Source organism: Nocardia sp. NPDC047648, assembly GCF_040642815.1.
Lineage (GTDB): Bacteria > Actinomycetota > Actinomycetes > Mycobacteriales > Mycobacteriaceae > Nocardia > Nocardia gamkensis.
This window is the reverse complement of sequence record NZ_JBEYSX010000002.1, coordinates 152,347-171,546: the sequence shown is the minus strand read 5'-3', so window position 1 is coordinate 171,546 and position 19,200 is coordinate 152,347. Positions and strand designations below refer to the sequence as shown.

At 68.4% G+C, this 19,200-nt stretch carries 19 protein-coding genes and 1 other RNA gene; 7 read left to right on the top strand and 13 right to left on the bottom strand.

Annotation, left to right across the window (positions count from 1 at the left end; all coding sequences use genetic code 11):
• Positions 1-3: 3 nt before the first annotated feature.
• Together ABZ803_RS05175 and ABZ803_RS05170 are read right to left on the bottom strand one after the other, a co-directional pair.
• Positions 4-909: a universal stress protein gene (locus tag ABZ803_RS05175; protein ID WP_357033130.1), complete on the bottom strand. Its 906-nt coding sequence runs from the start codon at positions 907-909 to the stop codon at positions 4-6.
• 67 nt (positions 910-976) lie between these two features.
• Positions 977-1,375, bottom strand: a complete 399-nt coding sequence (locus ABZ803_RS05170; protein WP_357033127.1) for a hypothetical protein — start codon at positions 1,373-1,375, stop codon at positions 977-979.
• A gap of 343 nt (positions 1,376-1,718) precedes the next feature.
• On the opposite strand from ABZ803_RS05170, the gene ABZ803_RS05165 reads away from it, so the two are divergent.
• Positions 1,719-2,627 (top strand): EamA family transporter, encoded by a 909-nt coding sequence (locus tag ABZ803_RS05165; protein WP_357033124.1) that lies wholly within the window; start codon positions 1,719-1,721, stop codon positions 2,625-2,627.
• Between the two features lie 25 nt (positions 2,628-2,652).
• Here ABZ803_RS05165 and ABZ803_RS05160 read toward each other — a convergent pair whose 3' ends face one another.
• A complete protein-coding gene (locus tag ABZ803_RS05160) occupies positions 2,653-3,531 on the bottom strand; it encodes a helix-turn-helix transcriptional regulator (protein WP_357033121.1) in 879 nt (292 codons plus the stop codon).
• A gap of 101 nt (positions 3,532-3,632) precedes the next feature.
• Here ABZ803_RS05160 and ABZ803_RS05155 point away from each other — a divergent pair, with 101 nt between their 5' ends.
• Positions 3,633-4,382 (top strand): SDR family oxidoreductase, encoded by a 750-nt coding sequence (locus ABZ803_RS05155; RefSeq protein ID WP_357033119.1) that lies wholly within the window; start codon positions 3,633-3,635, stop codon positions 4,380-4,382.
• Between the two features lie 177 nt (positions 4,383-4,559).
• Here ABZ803_RS05155 and ABZ803_RS05150 read toward each other — a convergent pair whose 3' ends face one another.
• A complete protein-coding gene (locus ABZ803_RS05150; RefSeq protein ID WP_357033116.1) occupies positions 4,560-5,450 on the bottom strand; it encodes a phosphotransferase in 891 nt (296 codons plus the stop codon).
• Positions 5,451-5,977: 527 nt separating this feature from the next.
• Between ABZ803_RS05150 and ABZ803_RS05145 the strand changes: the two genes are divergently transcribed.
• On the top strand, positions 5,978-6,667 hold the full coding sequence (locus ABZ803_RS05145; RefSeq protein ID WP_357033113.1) for a DUF899 family protein: 690 nt from the start codon (positions 5,978-5,980) through the stop codon (positions 6,665-6,667).
• Positions 6,668-7,005: 338 nt separating this feature from the next.
• Here the strand turns inward: ABZ803_RS05145 and ABZ803_RS05140 are convergent, their stop codons facing one another.
• Complete coding sequence (locus tag ABZ803_RS05140) at positions 7,006-7,476, bottom strand: NUDIX domain-containing protein (protein WP_357033110.1); 471 nt, start codon at positions 7,474-7,476, stop codon at positions 7,006-7,008.
• A 313-nt stretch (positions 7,477-7,789) separates the two neighbouring features.
• On the opposite strand from ABZ803_RS05140, the gene ABZ803_RS05135 reads away from it, so the two are divergent.
• On the top strand, positions 7,790-8,068 hold the full coding sequence (locus ABZ803_RS05135; RefSeq protein ID WP_357033107.1) for a hypothetical protein: 279 nt from the start codon (positions 7,790-7,792) through the stop codon (positions 8,066-8,068).
• 37 nt (positions 8,069-8,105) lie between these two features.
• On the opposite strand, the gene ssrA is transcribed toward ABZ803_RS05135, so the two are convergent.
• Positions 8,106-8,476: a transfer-messenger RNA gene (gene ssrA, locus ABZ803_RS05130) on the bottom strand.
• 422 nt (positions 8,477-8,898) lie between these two features.
• On the opposite strand from ssrA, the gene ABZ803_RS05125 reads away from it, so the two are divergent.
• Both ABZ803_RS05125 and ABZ803_RS05120 read left to right on the top strand, forming a co-directional pair.
• A complete protein-coding gene (locus ABZ803_RS05125) occupies positions 8,899-10,209 on the top strand; it encodes an ABC transporter substrate-binding protein (protein ID WP_357033104.1) in 1,311 nt (436 codons plus the stop codon).
• 11 nt (positions 10,210-10,220) lie between these two features.
• Entirely contained in the window at positions 10,221-11,519 is a 1,299-nt protein-coding gene (locus ABZ803_RS05120) for an ABC transporter substrate-binding protein (RefSeq protein WP_357033101.1), read from the top strand.
• A gap of 162 nt (positions 11,520-11,681) precedes the next feature.
• Here the strand turns inward: ABZ803_RS05120 and ABZ803_RS05115 are convergent, their stop codons facing one another.
• From ABZ803_RS05115 to recQ, 5 genes are all read right to left on the bottom strand, one after another.
• Positions 11,682-12,545: a DMT family transporter gene (locus ABZ803_RS05115; RefSeq protein WP_357033098.1), complete on the bottom strand. Its 864-nt coding sequence runs from the start codon at positions 12,543-12,545 to the stop codon at positions 11,682-11,684.
• Positions 12,542-13,015, bottom strand: a complete 474-nt coding sequence (smpB, locus tag ABZ803_RS05110; RefSeq protein ID WP_174186417.1) for an SsrA-binding protein SmpB — start codon at positions 13,013-13,015, stop codon at positions 12,542-12,544. Before smpB ends, ABZ803_RS05115 begins: the two co-directional genes overlap by 4 nt.
• 56 nt (positions 13,016-13,071) lie before the next feature.
• Positions 13,072-13,314, bottom strand: a complete 243-nt coding sequence (locus tag ABZ803_RS05105) for a hypothetical protein (protein WP_357033096.1) — start codon at positions 13,312-13,314, stop codon at positions 13,072-13,074.
• Between the two features lie 67 nt (positions 13,315-13,381).
• Positions 13,382-14,461 (bottom strand): metallophosphoesterase, encoded by a 1,080-nt coding sequence (locus ABZ803_RS05100; protein ID WP_357033093.1) that lies wholly within the window; start codon positions 14,459-14,461, stop codon positions 13,382-13,384.
• Positions 14,462-14,534: 73 nt separating this feature from the next.
• Positions 14,535-16,409 (bottom strand): DNA helicase RecQ, encoded by a 1,875-nt coding sequence (gene recQ, locus ABZ803_RS05095; RefSeq protein ID WP_357033090.1) that lies wholly within the window; start codon positions 16,407-16,409, stop codon positions 14,535-14,537.
• Positions 16,410-16,605: 196 nt separating this feature from the next.
• On the opposite strand from recQ, the gene ABZ803_RS05090 reads away from it, so the two are divergent.
• Positions 16,606-17,577: a hypothetical protein gene (locus ABZ803_RS05090; protein WP_357033087.1), complete on the top strand. Its 972-nt coding sequence runs from the start codon at positions 16,606-16,608 to the stop codon at positions 17,575-17,577.
• Between the two features lie 121 nt (positions 17,578-17,698).
• On the opposite strand, the gene hisN is transcribed toward ABZ803_RS05090, so the two are convergent.
• Entirely contained in the window at positions 17,699-18,484 is a 786-nt protein-coding gene (gene hisN / locus ABZ803_RS05085; protein ID WP_357033084.1) for a histidinol-phosphatase, read from the bottom strand.
• A gap of 49 nt (positions 18,485-18,533) precedes the next feature.
• On the bottom strand, positions 18,534-19,130 hold the full coding sequence (locus tag ABZ803_RS05080; RefSeq protein ID WP_357033081.1) for an NAD(P)H-dependent oxidoreductase: 597 nt from the start codon (positions 19,128-19,130) through the stop codon (positions 18,534-18,536).
• Positions 19,131-19,200 lie beyond the last annotated feature (70 nt).

Genomic DNA, 19,200 nt, shown 5'->3' with positions numbered 1-19,200 from the left:
CGCTCAGTCGGGCAGGTAGCGGACCGCCATCGAGACGTCGCGAACGATCATGATGGGGCACGCCACCGACAGCAGCAGTGCCTGACTGGTCGAACCGAACAGCATGCCGGCGAACCCGCCTCGCCCGCGGCTGCCCACCACCAGCAACTGGGCCTGCCCCGAACGTTCCAGCAGGCAGCGCTCGGGCCGGTCGGTCACGATCTCGCGCCGGATCTCGACATCGGGAAAATGCTCCTGCCACCCCGCGAGGCTTTCCGCCAGCACGATCTGCTTCTCGGTATCCACCGCGAGTTCAGCGCTCACCGACGGCAGTTCGACGCCCGTCCACACATGCAGGGCCAGCAGGGGCACACCCCGCGCCGAGGCCTCGTGCAGCGCCGCTTCGATAGCGGGTTCGCTGATCTCGGTGCCGTCTACGCCGACGACGATCAGCTTCTTCCTGGCTTCCGCGGTGAGCGGGGCGCCCTCCCGGACAACCACCACCGGGCAGCGCGCCCGCCGCGCCAGCGCCGCACTGACCGATCCCAGCAGAGCACGCTGTACGGTCCCGCGACCGCGGGTGCCGACCACCATCATCCGCGCTCCGCCGGTGCGGTCGAGCAGCGCCGGACCGACCGGCTCGTGCACCAGCTCGGTGCTGATCTCGATGTCGTGCAGCGCCCGGACCGCGATGCGCGCCTCCTCGGCCGCGGTATCCAGCACCCAGCGACCGTGCCCCTCCAATCGGGCATAGTCGGTGCTGGTGAGCGGTTCGGTGACACCGGGCCCGTAGTCGGCGACCGGATCCACCACGTGCGCCAGACGCAACGGCGCCCGATGCTGCGCGGCGGCCTGCGCTCCCCACGCGACCGCCACCGCCGACCCGGCGGACCCGTCCACACCCACGACGATCGGCCCGTTGCTTCGCATGCTCATTTCCTTCCCGCCGAAGGGATCGAGCTCGGACCGCCGATCACCGGCGCGGCGGACGTCGCCGTCAACCGCCGCCGACGACGCACGCGTAGCCCAGGTGGATGCCTTCGCCGACCGGGAGGTCGATACTCGCCACATACGGCGCGTCCGGCTCCTGCACGGCGCTGACGGTGTGCGGTCCCGGCGTGGCGGGCACCCAGTCGATCAGCGCGACGCCGCCGGAAGGCCGGACCACCCCGAACGGAATGCCGTTGTCGTAGAACACCACCGGTGCGACGACGTCGGTCACGGTGGCTCGCGCGGTATAGGTGCAGCCCGTCCCGTAATTGGTCACCAACCCGAAATTGAGGCCGGGATACATCCCGACCTGGGTCACCGTGGCCCCGGCCGAGGGCGGGTCGGCCATCGTGACCGCCGCGACGGCTCCGAGCGCCGCCGCTGTCGCACCGATTCGTCTTCGCATTCGGGTGGTCCTATCGGTCGTGAGTCGCTCCTCGTCGAACGGACGCCGGCCGCGCGCACCGACGCGATTACTAGATCCTCACTCCCGTAGGGCTTCGACGGGGTGCGAACCGCGGAATTCGGCTCGCACCGGCGCACCGAGATCCGTCGGCGCGTGTGCTCCTCGGTCGCTCGCCCGGACGGGTCTGTTCCGTCGTGTGCGACGCGGCGCGACAACGACCGCACCACCGCCACTCACCTCACCGGCGGAGTGCGGCCGGGCCCCCCGTGCCGCCTGACGATCGTGTCGTCCCCTCGTGGTTGGGTGTCCGAGGGTCTTCCCGTGGAGCGACGGAGGTGCTGGTGTGGTAGCGATCGACTTCGAGCGGATGGTGCGCGGCGCGAGGCCGGTGTCGGTGCGACGCAGGGTCGCCGCGCAGGGTCTCGGTGGTGTGCCGCCGACGGCGCTGGTGCTGGCGGGCATCGTCAGCGTGCAGGTGGGCGCGGCTGTGGCCACGCAGCTGTTCGCGGCGACCGGCGCGGCCGGAGCGGTCATGCTGCGGCTGGTCTTCGCCGGGGTCGTCCTGCTGGTGATCTGGCGTTCGTCGCTACGGGTGGGGCGTGGTGCGCTGCCGGTCGTGCTCGGGTACGGGGCGGTGCTCGCGCTGATGAACCTCTCGTTCTACGAGGCGATCGACCGGATCCCCCTCGGCATGGCGGTGACCATCGAGTTCCTCGGACCGCTCACCGTCGCGCTGGCCGGATCGCGGCGCTGGATCGACCCGCTGTGGGCGGTGCTGGCCGGGGCCGGAGTGCTGCTGCTGACCCGGGCGGACGGGGACGTGGACTGGGTGGGGGTGATCTTCGCGCTGGCCGCGGCGGCGTGCTGGGCGGGTTACATCTTGCTCAGCGCCGCGCTCGGCGAACGGACCAGCGGCGGGGGCGGGCTGGCGCTCGCCATGGCATTCGGCGGGCTGGTGATGCTGCCGGTCGGCGTGCTCGATGCGGGCGCCGCGCTGTTGCAGCCCGCCGTGCTCGCCGCGGGATTCGCGGTCGCGATGTTGTCATCGGTGTTGCCGTATTCGGTGGAGCTGGAAGCGCTGCGGCGGATTCCGCCCCGCGTGTTCGGTGTGCTGATGAGCTTGGAGCCCGCGGTCGCGGCGATCGCGGGCTTGATCGTCCTCGGTCAGGTCATGAACCTCGGACAGTGGGCGGGCGTCGGGTGTGTGGTGGCGGCGTCGGCGGGGGCCACACGGACCGAAACGAAGGATTGACTCGGCCGGTCGGCGCCGGACTCGCTCAGCGCTGTGGCCGAGACGCGTCGGCGTCGCGGCGCTCGGCACCGGCCGATTTCCCGTCGTTCGCGATCAAACTGCCGAGCAGGGCCAGCGATCGTTCCGAGGGCGATCCCGGTTCCGCATGGTAGGCGATGAGTATCTGGCCCGGCGCGCCGTTGACGCTGAGCGTCTCGTAGGACAACGTGAGGTCCCCGACCATCGGGTTGCGGAAGTGTTTGACGCCCGCGGTCTTCACCCGGACGTCGTGGCGCGCCCACAGTTGCCGGAATTCCTCGCTCTTCAGCGAAAGCTCCCCGACCAGCTCGGTCAATCGCGGATCGTCCAGGTCCGCCCCGGCGGTCGCCCGCAGGCTGGCCACAGTATCGGCCGCGATGGTCGGCCAGTCGCCGTAGAGATCGCGCGCCTCGGGATCGAGAAAGACCATGCGCACCTGATTGACGCCCGGCACCGAGCACGAATTGACGGCCGCGGCCAGCGGATTCGCCGCCAGCACGTCCAGGTATCTGCCGAGCACCACCGCGGGCGTATGCGGCCACGCCTCCATCAGGCGCAATAGCCCCGGCGCCACCCGTTCGGGCCGTCGCGGCGCCCGGGATCGCGCGGCCGTCGGCCGCGCCAACGCTCGCAGATGCGCCGTGCCCTCCTCGTCCAGCGCGAACACGCGCGCCAGCGCGGCGATGACCTGTTCGGAGGGATGTCGGTCGCGTCCCTGCTCCAGCCGTACGTAATAGTCGGCGCTCACCCCCGCGAGCAGGGCGATCTCCTCCCGGCGCAGTCCGGCGACCCGCCGCTGACCACCCCCGGACATCCCGAAATCCTCCGGCCGCACCAGCTCGCGGCGCGCACGCAGGAAAGCGCCCAGTCGATTGTCGGAGTCCATGATCCGAGCCTAGGTGAGCCGACGTGAGCCCGGGTGGCCCCCCGACTACCAGGAAGACCGCAGCCTGTCATGCGGCCGTGCGGGCGCGCAACGTAGTGGACATGACCAACAACATCACCGGCCGCGTCGCGGTCGTCACCGGAGCATCCAGTGGAATCGGCGCAGCGACCGCGCGGCAACTCGCAAAGGGCGGCGCGAAGGTCGCCCTGCTGGGCAGGCGCAAGGATCGCATCGAGGAACTCGCCGCCGAGATCGGCGCAGACGCTCTCGCGGTGGTCGCCGACGTCGCCGACCAGCAGTCGATGCGAGACGCCGCGGCCACCGTGCGGGCGGCATTCGGTTCCGTCGACCTGGTCGTCGCGAACGCGGGCGTCATGCTCGCCGCGCCCTTCGAGTCCGCACTCACCGACGAGTGGGACCAGATGGTCGGCACCAACATCTCCGGCCTGCTCTACACCGCGAGAGCGTTCATCGACGACCTGCTCGCGGCCGCGGAACGGGGCGGGCGAGCGGATCTGGTGCTGGTCGGCTCGATCGGCGGCCACACGGTCTTCCCCAACTACGCCGTGTACACCGCCACCAAGGCCGCGGTCGCGCACCTGACCCGCAACTTGCGCGCCGAATTCGGGCCGCGCGGCGTGCGGGTCAAGAACATCGAACCCGGCTTCGTCGGCACCGAACTCGGCGCGGGGATGCAGGACGAACAACAGCGCGCCGGACTGGAGCAGTGGCGCACGGCGATCGAGATACTGCAACCCCGCGACATCGCCGACGCGATCGCCTACGCGGTCGGCGTACCCGAGCACGTCAACATCGCCGAACTCGTCGTCGTCCCGACTCAGCAGGGCTGATCACCGATCCATCGCTACCGTGCGGCGGCGTGGTCCCGGTGCCGCGACGCGCCCGGCAGAGGACGCCTCGGCGACCGCCGAGATGGGTAACTCGGCCGGGTACGGCGCGTACCTGGGCTACGTCCCCGAGGTTCCTGCCTGCCATCCGTTCAGAGATGACGGGTCGCGGCGGGCGGCCTATTCGAGGTGCGCCCACTCGGGCCACGGCCGCATGCCCTCGTCGCCGCGGATGTAGGCGAGGCGGCGCAGCGCCTGCCGCTGATAGGTGGGGTCGACGGTGGCGGCGCGCATCGACTGCAAGGCCATCCGGAACTCCTGGATGTCGCGCAGCAGGTAGAAGCCGTCCCAGCGCATCACGTCGCGGCCGTACCCGGCGCAGAATTCGGCGTACTGCGATGCGGTGAGCTCGCCCGCGGTCCAGCACTCGATCGCCGTGTGCACCAGGTCCCACTCCGGCGGGCCGATCATCGCCTGCTCCAAGCCGACCAGGATGACGTCGCCGTCGTCACCGACCACCACGCCGCCCTCCCAGCCGCCACCCTGGACCACCGACCACGGCAGGCCCTTCGGCAGCGCCTTCCAGCGGCCGCGCAGTTCCTCCAAGTGTTTGCCCAGCCAGCGCCGGTCGTCCTCGGTCACCGTGTGCGCGGCGGCGATCTCCTCCTCCACCCGGGCCAGGGGCGACATCCGGCGTAGTTCGAAGCCCGGCAGTGGTAGCCGGTGCAGCTGTCCCAGCGCCCTGGCGACCTCACCGGGCGTGCCAGGGTGATGCGGTGGCAGCTCCTGCCAGAAGGTCACCGGGCGTCCGTCGACCACAACCGGCTGCGGAATGTCCGCGACGACGCGCGCCGCGGACACCCCGCAGGTCTCCAGCCAGCGAGCGACCGCGACTTCCCGCCCGGTCGCGAGTTTCTGTCCCCGCTCGCCGATCCGCACGACGAGCCCGCCGCGCAACCGGTAGACCCCTTGCGACCCCACCGGTTGGGCATCGCTCGCATCTATCCCGACGCTCACACAGGCGGCACGCAGAATCGACCGCATCCCGTTACCCGCGATTCCAGCAGTCATGTCAGCCTCCCAAGCCCCCCGCTCCCATCTCGGGAGAAGTTGCGAATCTCGGCTTCGAGCTTCATGGCAGCCATCCAGATACCGAGGGGCAAACACCCCATTTTCCCTGCTCAATGGACATTACCCCGGCAATTCCACCGCAGTCAGCAACCAAACAGAATCCGCCCGTTTTCTCTGATTTGCCGCTTTCCGACCGCAACCCACCTCGGCACCTTTCCTGCCTTCACCTCCCGGAACGATGCCGGGCGCACACATATCGAGGCCTGTACCCCCAGGCCGATCATGACCGGGATCGGTAGAGCCGACTCGGACCGACGCCGTAGTCGCGAATGGCTCGCGAGCCATCCGCACGGCAAGGTAGCCCAGCTCGTCGAGGGATCACATGACCGAATGGACGGCGGCAAATTCCGCAGGAGGCGGGTGCGGGGCCCGGGCGAGAGGAAGTAGCCGATCGCCGATGAGTTCCGCGAGCGGGCGGCGTCTACACCTACAGCCCTCGAGCTATGAACCCGGACAGGGAGGACCCTATGAGCACGCAAGCACTGCCGCCCGTCGTCGACACCGATACCTGGCAGCGCGAACTCGAAGCGCTGCGCGTCCGGGAGAAGGCCGCGACCAGGGAACTCGATGCGATCGCCGCTCAGCGCCGCCGCCTTCCGATGGTCGAGATGCCCGACTACACCCTCGAGGGCGAGGAGGGACCGGTCCGGCTGGTCGACCTCTTCGGCGGCATGTCGCAGCTGATCGTCTACAACCACATGTGGTTTCCGGGCGAGCAGTGGCAGTGTGGCGGCTGCACCGGCTTCACCTCGCAGTTCACTCGGTTGGAGTTCCTGAACAATTACGACGCCCGGTTCGTCATCGTCACCCAGGGCCCGATCCGAGAGGCACTCGCCTACAAGCGGCGGGTGGGAAACAAGATGGCCTGGTATTCCACCGCGAACAGTTCTTTCGGCGCCGACGTCGGCGCACCGCCCGGCGCAGGGTTCGCGGTCAACGTATTCCTCCGCGACGGCGACACCGTCTACCGCACCTGGCACACCAGCGGCCGCGGCACCGAACAGCTCAGCCACTCCTTCGCCCTGATCGACCTACTGCCCTACGGCAGGCAGGAGGAATGGCAGGACTCCCCCGACGGCTGGCCACAGTCGCCCACCTACAGCCGGTGGAGCAGTTCCCAGGACATCGCCGCAGCCTACGGCGAGCCGAATGCGTGAACCCAGCGGTTGACCAACCGCCCCCACTGTTCAACGGTGACTTGAATTCGTGGCCCCTCAGAGAGGTCGGCTCTTCGGGCCATCGGAGCGCTGGAAGACCCCTCACTCTAGGTTCGAGTGGGGAACCTCGAGTGGAGCTCCCGGAATCGAACCCGAATCAGACCCCCGGCAGGGGTATCAATCCGGGCTCGACCTGCGAAAACACATCACTGTGAGTCACGCTCAATCACGGTTTTTCTCAGGGTTGCGCCCAAATGTGCCCTCGCGCACCGTGCGAAATCACGTTCAGAGCGGAAGAAAAGGCCGCCCGCCACGCGCCACCCTCCTGCGCCGGATCTTCAGCCGAGGTATGGCGCGCATCGCCTCTCCAAGTAGTGGGTCAGCCTGAGCCGCTGCGTGTGGTGCATGTCGAGGCTGCCCAGTTCGGCGGGGGTTACGAACCGTAGTTCGGTGGACTCATCGGAGATGGCGAGGTCGCCCCCGATGACATGAGCAAGGAAGCACACGTTGAACTGGCGTCGGACCTCGCCGTCGCTGTAGGCGATCACGTGGCGCGGATCGGTGTAAGTGCCTACGAGCCCGGTGATTTCGATGTCGAGACCGGTTTCTTCCTTGACCTCTCGTACCGCGCAGCCGGGGAGGCTGTCGGTCATCTCCATGCCACCACCGGGCAGTGCCCACAGGCCGCTGTCAGCGCGCCGTTGAAGCAGGATGCGGCCGATGTCGTCGCACACCACGGCGGATGCCGCGACGACAAGACTGTTCGGCTCTGGTGCGGCTGGGTCGTCATAGAACTCGATGCGCGCCATCGGTTCACCCTTCCACGTGAACGCATACGGTGCGCCCGTCTGGCATCTGCGCCGTACCCTCGACGGTGGCTTGTTCGACACCTATACCGACAGTTTCAACGCGGTCTGGCAAACGGGCCGACCGGTGTCGTACTTCGGTTCTGCGGATTCTCGGACGACGGAACCGCGCAATACGTCGGCCCGGATGGCTGGCCGCGCACACCCGAAGAGCACGCGGAGATCCTCGAGGACGAGGCGATCGAGCGCGCCCACGATCTGCTCGACCCAAGACCAGAGGACCGAATAACAACCCGTGCCGAAGGGGTGTAGTCGAGTGAAGCCGGTCGCCTTCGGATGGATCGACCACGACAGCAGCGCCGCGCCGGAGTGGGAGACCGCGCAGGTGCAGCGGCTCGCGCGGCGGCTCGGGTATCGGCTGGTGTGGCCCGAGTGGGCCAAGATGCTGCCATTGACCCTCGCCAACTGCGGCCATCCGTTCGACGACGTGGCCGATCGGATGGGCCCCGGATTCCGACCAGCAGCGGCAAACGCCGCGGTCAGATGTGGGCAAAATGTGGGCACGCGCCCCCATCCGCGGGTACTTGGGGCATGAAAAAAGCCCTCCACCTGCGCAAACAGGTGGAGGGCCCGAGTGGAGCTGCCGGGAATCGAACCCGGGTCCTCCGCCGCGTCTCCAGGGCTTCTCCGTGTGCAGTCCGCTGTGCCTCTACTCGGATCTCCGGGTCCCGCGAACAAGCCCGGATGACGATCCCAGTCGCTGTTCGATGTCCCGTCCTACTCCGCGACCGAGTAGGACGGTTAGCCCTCTAGCTGATGCCGGCACCGGAGCCGAGGGCATGCCCCGGGCCGACAGAGACGCTTCGCTGGTTAGGCAGCGAGAGCGTACTCGCGCTGATGAGAATCGGCGCTTAATTGGTTGCAACGACGCTTACGGTGGTCTCTTGCCTGCACCGACACGCTTCCCCTAGATCTACGTACGCAGTCGAAACCGTTCAGCCCCGTACGCCCCGGCGCCTTGCCGGGCTGTTCATGTTAACACCGGCGAGAGGCCGGATCATCCCGATATCCGGTCGTGGTGGACCCCACACCGGCAGCGTCGGCCGGGGGCACTGACGCGGGTGAGGTAACGGGGCCCCGAGGGTCGGAGGAGGCATTCCGAGTCGCCACGTTTCCGGACCGGAACCTCCGAACTCCCACCCTCGGGCGGTGTCGAGAACGCACCGTGTTCTCTGTTCCTCCGATATGGTCCGGGGGTCACGGCACGCAGCTCAACCGGATCCCCGTCACCGCCCGCTCGAACACCCATCCTTCCCGGATGCTGGTAGCCGGTTCTCCGGGCCCGGCGAGGAACCCGACTTACACTGCACGAGCCGTACGATCGGCTCTGAGCAGCGGATCTCGATTTCAGACTAAGGAAACACTTTGGCAGTTCGCACCATTCGGGACAGGTTGCTGCGCCTGTCCGCCCTCACCGCCATCGCCGGACTCGTCCTGACCGGGTGCTCTGTCCTGGGCGACAAGTCGACCGTGTCCGAACCCGGGGTCACCTCCGACCCGTGTCCGAACGCGGTCGACTCCCGCAAGGGGTGTATCTACCTGGGCGTGCTGTCCGATCTCACCAGCGGGCCGTTCGCCGCGCTGGGCAAGGACATTCACAACGGCCAGCTGGCGTTCTGGAAGGCGGTGAACGAAGCGGGCGGCATCGGCGGCAAATACGAGGTGGACATCGCCACCTACACCGAGGACACGAACTACGATCTGCAGAAGCACGCCGAGGCGTACCGGCGAATCGAGCCGCACGTCCTCGCGCTCTCCATGAGCTTCGGCACCGTGCAGACGCAGAAGGTACTTCCCGAGATGGACGCGGCGAACATGATCGCCATTGCCGGAACCCTGTGGTCGGGTTGGCAATTCGAGAACAGCGACAAGGGTCTGTTGCTGGAGTCCGGCTACTCCTACTGTTCCGAGGCGATCATCGCCCTGGACTGGATCGCCGAGCACCAAGCGAAGCCGTCTTCGATCGCCACGGTCAGCTATCAGGGTGACTACGGCGGCGACTACGCCACCGGGGCCAAGAAATGGGCCTCCGCCAACCGCGTCGACATGGTGGCGCAGATCGACACCGAGCCGAACACCCAGATCGGCAACCAGGACGCCGCCGTCGCCAAGATCCTCAATGCCAGAGCGGATCTCGTGCTCCTGGCCACCGGCCCCGCGGAGGCGGGCGAGATCATGGGCAAGGCGGCGCTGGCCGGTTATCCGGGCAGGTTTCTCGGCTCGGGCCCGACCTGGAACGGCGGCCTGTTGAAAAGCCCTGCGGCGTCTGCGATCACGACGCGCTACAACATGACCTCGCCGCTGGACGGCTGGGACGGCCTCAGCGCCGGCGCCAAGAAGGCCAGGGCCTCGGCGACTCGCGAGCCCTCCACCTGGGGTTACAGCGCCGGGTGGATGTTCTCCTATCCGATGAAGGCGCTGCTCACCCGAGCGGTCAACGAAGGCAAGCTGACCCGCAAGGGCGTCCGCCAAGCCGTGCACGGCTTGCGCGTCGACTACGAGGGCGCGATACCCGAATACACCTACGGCGCGGCGAAACCCGACCTCACCAGGCAGCGAGCGGTCATCGAAGCGCCAGAGCAGACCGCGCCGCTGGGTGCGAAGACCCTGGCGACCGACTATCACGGCCCGACCCAGGACCGCGTCACCCTCACCGAGCCCTGCGTGCAGCCGTAAGCGAGCGAGACATGCCTTTCCACCGTAATCTCCGTCGGCTGCTGCGTCTCGTGGCCGCCCCCCTCGCGCTCGGGCTCGTCCTGACCGGCGGCTGTTCGGCTTCCGAGTCCGCCGCCGTCCCGGGCGTCACCCGCGAAGCGTGCCCGCACGCGATCCACCGCGACAAGGGCTGTATCTATCTGGGTGTTCTGTCGGACCTGAACAACGGCCCCTTCGCTCCGCTCGGAAAGTCGCTGCAGGACGGGCAACTCGCGTTCTGGAACGAGGTGAACAAGCAGGGAGGTATCGGCGGATACGAGATCGACATCGCGACCTACACGCGTGACACCGCCTACGATCCGCGCAGGCACGTCGCGGAATTCGAGAACATAGCCCCCCATGTGCTGGCCCTCGCGATGAGTTTCGGGACCGCGCAGACCCTGGCCGTCCTGGGCGAGATGGACGACGCCGACCTGGTCACCGGGGCAGGCACCCTGTGGTCCGGCTGGCAGTACCGCTCCACCGACCGAGACCTGGTGCTGGACGACGGCTTCTCGTACTGCACCGAAGCCGTGCTGGGTCTGGACTGGTTCGCGCAGAACCACTACCAGCCGCGCACGCTCGGCGTGGTCGCCTACCGCGGCAACTACGGCGGTGACTACGCCAGCGGGGCGCTCAAGTGGGCACTGGACAACGGCGCGACCATCACCGCCCGGGTCGACACCGGGCCCAACCCCGAAGTCGGCAACCAGGATTACCCGGTCGCCGAGATCATGGCCGATCCGCCCGACGTGGTCCTGCTGGCCACCGGACCGGCCGAAGCCGCCGAGATCGTCGGCAAATTGGCGAAATCCGGTTACACGGGCCGGTTCCTCGGATCGACACCGACCTGGAACAGCGCCCTGCTCAAGACCCCGGCCGCGCCCGCTCTGATGTCGCTCTACAACTACACCTCTCCGTTCGACGGTTGGGACGGCATGAGCCTCGGCGCCCAACGGGCCAGGAACGCCGCGCCGAGCGAACCGACGAATTTCGGCTACAACCTGGGCTGGGCGATCTCCTATCCGATGAAGGCGCTGCTCACCAAGGCGGCCGAGACCGGAGGACTGGACCGGCCGACCCTGCGCAAGACCCTTGCCGGGCTCACCGTCGACTCCGAGGGAATGGCCGCGCAGCAGATCTACGGGCGGGAAGAACCCGACGTCGCGGCGCAGCGCGCGGTGGTCAACGTGCCCGATCCGTCCACGTCATTGGGGTCGCGCACCGTGGTCGCCGACTACCGCAGTCCGACCTTGAAACGGATATCGCTGCGCGAACCGTGCACGCGATGAGCCGCGCGGCCTGCGGTAGAACGGAATCCGGATTCCGGGAGGCGGACACTCGCAATCCGCGTTCTCTCTGACTCGGGCAGCGGGCATCCTTCGATCAGCCGCCGCCCGAGTCGGTGCCCGCGCCGGAGTCGGCCTGAGCGCTCGAACCTGTGCGGCCGTTCCTCAGGCCGCGGCGATGAGCGCGACCGAGGCCAACGCCAGGACCAGGCCTGCCTGCTGCTGCCGGCGGACCCGCTCGCCGAGCAGAACCATTGCCAGCAGCACGGTCACGGCCGGATAGAGCGAGCCGATGACGCTCACCAGTGACAGCAGCGAGCCGTGGAAGGCATACAGCAGCGCGGCGTTGCTGATGACGTCCAGCACGCTGATATAGCAGGCCAGTCGTAGGGGCTCACCCCGCAGCCGCCCGAAATCGCGGGCGCTCAGCGCGGTGAGCCACACCACCGCGGTGGCCGCGAGGCGCTGCATGAGCAGCGGCCACAGCCCGGACTGCGCCGATGTCTCGTGCAAGAAGACGAAGGCGAATCCGTACGCGACGCCTGATCCGATGGTCAGCGCGGCGACCTTGCGGGTGAACCGCAGTTCGCGTCCCCCAGTGATCTCCTCCGTCACCTCATCCGGCGACTCCCGGCTCACCAGAAGCACCGCGACCAGCGCGAACACGATGCCCGCGAAGGCGAGCGGGCCGGGGCGCTCGCCGGTCACCAGCCCGGCGAGTACCGGAATGCCCGCGACCAGCACCGCCGTCAGCGGGGAGACCACTGCCATCGGACCGCCGGCCAGCGCGGCGTAGAACCACCACACCGCGACACCGCTGGCGACACCCGCCGCCGCGCCCCACCACAACGAGGCGGCCTCCGCGCTCCCGGACACGAACGGAAGCAGCGCGAGCACCAGCAGCACCGAGAACGGATAGGAATAGATGACGACGCGCAGTGCGGTCACCCGCCGCGACGCAACGCCGCCGTAGAAATCGCTCACGCCGTAGCCCGCCGCGGCTACCAGTGCGAGCAGGACGGCGGTCACCGCATGCCTTTGACCCGCCGTCCTAGTTCACGGGTGACCTCTCGCTCGGCCGTGCGCCGGGCCAAGTCCTGGCGCTTGTCGTAGTCCTGCTTACCCTTGGCCAGCGCCAGCTCGACCTTCACCTTGCCGTCGGAGAAGTACATCGACAGCGGCACCAGCGTCTGGTTGCCCTCCCGCGATTTGCCGACCAACCGCTCGATCTCACGCTTGTGCAGCAGCAGCTTGCGCACCCGGCGCGGCGCGTGGTTGGTCCAGGTGCCGTGACTGAACTCGGGGATGTGCAGCCCACGCAGCCACACTTCGCCGTTGTCCACCGTCGCGAACGCGTCCACCAGCGAGGCCTTGCCCTCGCGCAGGCTCTTCACCTCGGTGCCGACCAGCGCGATTCCGGCCTCGTAGACGTCCAGAATCGTGTAGTTGTGCCGCGCCCGGCGGTTGGTCGCGATGACCTTGCGCCCCTTCTCCTTCATAACGGTCCACTCTAAGTGACCCGGCAACCGGTTTATTCCCGCAGGTCGCGCAGGCCCTAACCACCCTGATGCAGCACCACGTAGAGCGTGAGGACGGCAAGGAACGCGGCGAGCAGCGCCACGGTCGACATTCGCGGCAGGCCGGGGCGCGGTGGCGGTGGCCGACGCCGCAGCCATACGTTCTCCACCGCCGGATCGGTTCTGCTGCGGACGTACGGCGGCGCGTCCGGAGTCTCACCGCCCATCGAGCCGGCAGAAATATCGTCGCCCGCGTCACTGGAACCCTCACCCGGTGCCATAGCCAGAACGGTAGCCGCCACGACGGCGACCCGCCGCAATTCCCGCGCGGCGCAACCCAGTTGGAACTCAGGCCAGACGGCGCCGGAACGCCTCGGCGGACGCGCCGGTCGTCAGGTCGACGGTGTGGACGCCCACTTCGACTCCGTCGTCGGTGAGCTCGAACACCATGAAGCCCAGCTCGTGATAGTTCTCGTACAGCGCGCTGTGGCCCGCGCTCGCGGTGAGCCGCGGCTCGGCCCCGACCGTCTTGGCGGCCGCGCCGGACACGACCTGCCTGGTTCCCTTCGTCGCCGCCGTGGGTTCGAGCACCTGGAGCGAGTGGTCGTGCCCCGACAGGATGAACTGGCAGCGGCCGATCACATGGTCTTCGATGAACCGCTTCACGTGCACGCCGTTGATCGGCTCCAGCGACAAGCCCTCGTAGCGGCCCGCGTCCCCGTGCGGGCCGTTGTTCAGATACGGGTGATGGGTGCAGGCGATTTTCCACGGGGCGGGCGATTCGGTGAGGGCGCGATCGAGCCAGGCGCGCTGCTCGTTCATGAACTGCCCGTCGACCGCCCAATAGGGTGTGAAGACCGGCGGCAGGTAGGCGGCGAGCGGGTTGACGTCGAGGACGAAGAATTCGACGACGGGGTTCTCCTCGGGAATGCGCACCGAGTAGTAGCGGCTCGGCATCCACCAGCGCCTGGAGTCGGCGTGGTATTCCACCTCGGCGTTGCCGCGCAGCAGCCACCCGCCGTCACCGCCGAGCACCGAGCTGTTGTCGTGGTTGCCCAACACCATCAGCCACGGGAAATCCAAACCGGTATTGGGATTTTCGAACTTGTCGGCGAACTGTTGGTCGGCGGCGCCGTCGGGTCCGTGTTCGTAGATGTTGTCGCCGAGGCCGAGTGCCAGCGAGACGGGTTCGCGACCGTGCAGCGCGCGCATGGCGTCGGCGACCGCCCACTGGGTGCGGGTACCGGTGCCCGCGTCGCCGGTCACCAGCACCCGCACCCTGCGCTCGGCCGGGAAGGGAAACTTCGTGACCCCCTCCGCGACGGGCACCGCGTGTGCCGGAGTGCGGCCGACCAACGTGGCCCCGGCCGCGAGAGTGGCCGCACCGGCCAGGAACTCCCGGCGCCCGATCGTCTCGCTCCGACTCACGCTGTCCTCCACAGTCCTCGACGGTCTCGCCCGCTGGCCGTACACCGCTCGTGTCCCGCGTGACGGTAGCGGCTCATTCGGCGCCGAGCACTTCGAGCACCTGTTCGCCGTATTTGGCGAGTTTGTTCTCGCCGACGCCGTTGACGCCGCCGAGCTGCGCGAGGCTCGCGGGTTTGCGTGCCGCTATCTCGCGCAAGGTGGCGTCGTGGAAGACGACGTAGGCGGGCACGCCCTGCTCCTTCGCGGTGGCCGCGCGCCATTCGCGCAGCTTCTCGAACAGCGGCAGGTCCGTGGGCGGCAGCTCGGCCGAGGCCGCCTTGGCGGCCTTCGCGGCCCGCGCGGGCTTGGTCGCGCGTTCGGGCTCGCGGCGCAGCGGTACTCGCCGTCCGTCGAACAGCACCTCGCTGCTGGCCTCGGTCAGCGTCAGCACCCCGTAGTCTCCGTGGACGGCCAGCAGCCCGTGGGCCAGCAATTGCCGCACCACGCCGCGCCACTCCGTATCGCGCAGGTCGGTACCGACTCCGAACACCTTCAGCTCGTGGTGGTCGTACTGCAGAACCTTCGGGTTCTTCTTGCCGAGCAGGATGTCGACGATGTGACCGGCGCCGAACCTCTGGCCGCGTTCCCGCTCGAGCCGCAGCACCGTCGACAGCAGCTTCTGCGCGGCCACCGTGCCGTCCCAGGATTGCGGTGGGGACAGGCAGGTGTCGCAGTTGCCGCAGGGCAACCCGGGCTCGCCGAAGTAGGCCAGCAATTGGGTGCGCCTGCAGCCGACCGTCTCGCACAGCGCGAGCATCGCGTCCAGGTGCAGCTGGAGCTGGCGACGGTGCGCGGCGTCGCCCTCGGAGGAGTCGATCAGCTTGCGCTGCTGCACCACATCGTTGAGGCCGTAGACCATCCAGGCCGTGGAGGGCAGCCCGTCGCGGCCCGCGCGCCCGGTCTCCTGGTAGTACCCCTCGACCGATTTCGGCAGGTCGAGATGGGCGACGAAGCGCACATCGGGCTTGTCGATGCCCATGCCGAAGGCGATGGTCGCCACGACGACCAGTCCGTCCTCGCGCAGGAAGCGCGACTGGTTCGCCGCGCGGGTGCGATTGTCCAAGCCCGCGTGATAGGGCACCGCGGTGACGCCGTTCTCGGTGAGGAACGCCGCGGTCTTCTCCACCGAGTTGCGGGACAGGCAGTAGACGATGCCCGCGTCTCCCGCGTGCTCGTTGCGGATGAATTCCAGCAACTGACGCTCGGGGCGGTTCTTCGGCTCGATCCGGTACTGGATGTTGGGACGGTCGAAGCTGGACACGAACCGGCGGGCGGTGCCGAGGTCGAGACGCTGGATGATCTCGTCGCGCGTCTTCTCGGTGGCGGTCGCGGTCAGCGCGATCCGCGGTACGTCCGGCCAGCGCTCGTGCAGCAGGGAAAGACCCAGGTAGTCGGGCCGGAAGTCGTGACCCCACTGGGAGACACAGTGCGCCTCGTCGATGGCGAACAGCGCGACCTTGCCGCGATCCAGCAGCTGCCCGGTGGAGTCGAGGCGCAACCGCTCCGGCGCCAGGTACAGCAGATCGAGTTCACCCGCGACGAATTGCGCCTCGACGGTCCGCCGCTCATCGGGGTACTGCGTGGAGTTGAGGAAGCCTGCGCGCACGCCCAGTGCGCTGAGCGCGTCCACCTGATCCTGCATGAGGGCGATCAGCGGGGAGACCACCACCCCGACGCCGGGGCGCACCAGTGCGGGGACCTGATAGCAGAGCGACTTGCCTCCGCCGGTCGGCATGAGCACCAGCGCGTCGCCACCGTCGATCACGTGCTGGACGATCGCCTGCTGATCGCCGCGGAAGCTGTCGTAACCGAAGACTCGGCGTAGGACCTGTTGCGCCGCAACGGATCCGGCGTCCGATCCGGAGGCGACACCGGTCGCTACAGCCGCGAAATCATCGGGGGAAGTCACCCGGCCCATCCTACGAGCGCCGGGGCGGGGCGGTACCGGCACGGTTCGGCGTTCACCCTGGTGGGCGCCCGAGTTGTGCACATGGGGACAACCGGGATCCGAAACTTTCGCCGCGGCGCACCGACCTCGGGTTTTCTCCGCTCCGGCGGAAATCTCGAGGCTTACCGCTTGGTTCGGCGCTGTTATGTTGTCGCTCATGGCAAAAGGGACAGGGATCCGGGTGCGCGTGGCGGTACTGAGCGCCGTCGCCGTGGTCGCCGGGCTCACCACGGTGACGCCGGCCGCACAGGCGGAGACATTTCCCGCCATGTGCTCGGACGGCTGGCAGACCACGACCATCGTCGAAGGAGTCGGCAATCTGGAGAATCTCGATTCCGACGGACGCGGCGGTTTCTATGTCACCGGTCTGATGGACGGTTACTTGGCGCACGTCGACGGCGCCGGGCGAATGACGAAGCTGGTCACCGATCTGCACCGCCCGGCGGGGGTGCGCGTGGCCGGGCGCTACGTCTACTTCCTCACCGGGGACGGCCTCAGCGAACCGCCTGGCACGCTCCAGCGCTACGACATCGAGACCGGCGCTGTGCACGTCCTGCTGACCGGGCTGAACGGGCCCAACGGCCTGTTGCTGCTGCCGGATGGCAGCCTGCTGTTCACCACCATCGGCCTGAGCGGTCCCAGCGGCATCTCCCGCTACTGGCCCCAGACGAGCGAGTACGAGCGGGATTGGTCGGCGCTGCCGCCGTCCAACGGCCTCGCGCTGGCCGCCGACGGCGAATCGGTCTTCGTCGACACCATGACGCTGCAGATCCTGCGCGTGCGGCTCGAGGATCCGGCGCATCCCACCGTCGTCTCCGGCATCCCGGACCTGGTCGCGCTGCCCGACGATATGGAGGCCACCCGGGCGGGCGCGCTGTTCGTCGCCGATCACATACTCGGCGCCGTCTACCGGGTGGATACGACGACCGGCGCCACCTGCGCGATCATCACGGGCCTGATCAAGCCAGGCCCGTTGCGCAATCCGCCGGACGGCGCCACGTCGGTGCGTATCGACCGGGACGGGAATGCGTGGGCGCTCTACGTGACGAGCATGGACGGCACCCTTCGCCGCCTGCGCCCACCGCCGGGGATCGATCTCACCCCGGCGAACCCGGCGCGGGCCGGATAGCTCGAGAGACTTCCGGCATGCGGAAACGCCGCGTTGTCCACATCCGCGAGGAGGCACACCGTGGTCGAAGTGGCATCCATGGTGGTGGCCACCCGGCGACGCCGAGCGACGACAGAACAACTCAGCCGCGCAGGCGGTCGAGGACCTTCTCGTGCAGCAGGCCGTTGGTGGCGATCGCGTCGCCACCGTGCGGACCGGGTTCGCCGTCCAGCGCGGAGAAACGCCCGCCCGCTTCGCGGACGAGAATGTCCAGGGCGGCCAGGTCCCACAGCGAGACCTCCGGTTCGGTGGCGATGTCGACGGCGCCTTCGGCGAGCAGGCAGTAGCTGAGAAAATCGCCGTAGCCGCGCACGCGCCACACGTCGTCGGTCAGGGTGATGAACTGTTCGCGCAGGCCGCGCTCGCGCCACCCGGACAGACTGGAGAACGCCAGACTGGCCGAACCCAGCTCGCCGACGGCGGAGACCGAGATCGGCTCGGCCGCCCGCCCGTCGAAACTCGACCACGCGCCCGATCCCGCGGCCGCCCACCAGCGCCGTACCAGGGCCGGCGCGCTCACCACGCCGACAACCGGTTCGCCGTCCTCCAGCAGCGCGATCAGCGTGGCCCAGATGGGTACCCCGCGCACGAAGTTCTTCGTGCCGTCGATCGGGTCGACCACCCATTGCCTTCCGCTGAATTCGGCGTCGCCGCCGAACTCCTCGCCGAGCACCGCGTCGCCCGGTCGCTGCTCGGACAACACCTGCCGGATCGCCTGCTCCACGGCCAGATCGGCGTCCGACACCGGTGTCAGATCCGGCTTCGCGTCGACCTTCAGGTCCAGCGCACCGAAGCGAGCCCGGGTGATCGCGTCGGCGGCGTCGGCCAGCCGCAGGGCGAGTTCGAGATCGGAGGAGTACACAGCCACGCTCCGCACCCTATCGGTACCCCCGGCTGCAGCCGTTCCCGTCCGGCGCTCACCCCACCGGTTCCAGCGACCGTGCCGCGGCCAACGCGCTCGCCCACCAGTGCAGCTGGTTGAGCATCGCCGTCGCGACGGCCGCGGGCTCTTCCGGCTCCCGCAACCGTCCCTCCTCGTCGAACAGCAGGTAGTAGCGCGGGAAGGACACGTAGTGACGAACGGTGTGCGCGTTGAGTTCGTTGAAGATCTGCCGCAGGTGCTCGATGGCGAGCAGGCCGCCGGAGGCTCCGCTGTAGCCGACGAAGCCGATCGCCTTCGCGTCCCACTGGGTGAAGTGCCAATCGATGACGGCCTTGAGGGAGGCGGGGATGCTGCGGTTGTAGTCGGGCGTGACGATGACGAAGGCGTCGGCCGCCGCGAGCCTGCGCGTGAGGTCGGTCATGCCTTCGGGCCGCTGCGGATTCGGGTCCATCGCCGGAGGCACCGCGGGCAACTCCAGGGGAATGTGCGCCTCCGCCAAGTCGATGACGTCCACCTCGAATCCGCCGTGCCGCCGTGCCTGCTCGCTGAACCATGTGGCCACCACGGGCCCGAAGCGGCCTTCCCGGACGCTGCCGATGATCACCGCGAGCTTCAAGGGAGCGTTGGACATGCTGTTCCTCCTCGGATCACGAAGCGGCCCGGCTCGGGCCGCCCACTCAATCTGCTGCCCGGTGCGCGGA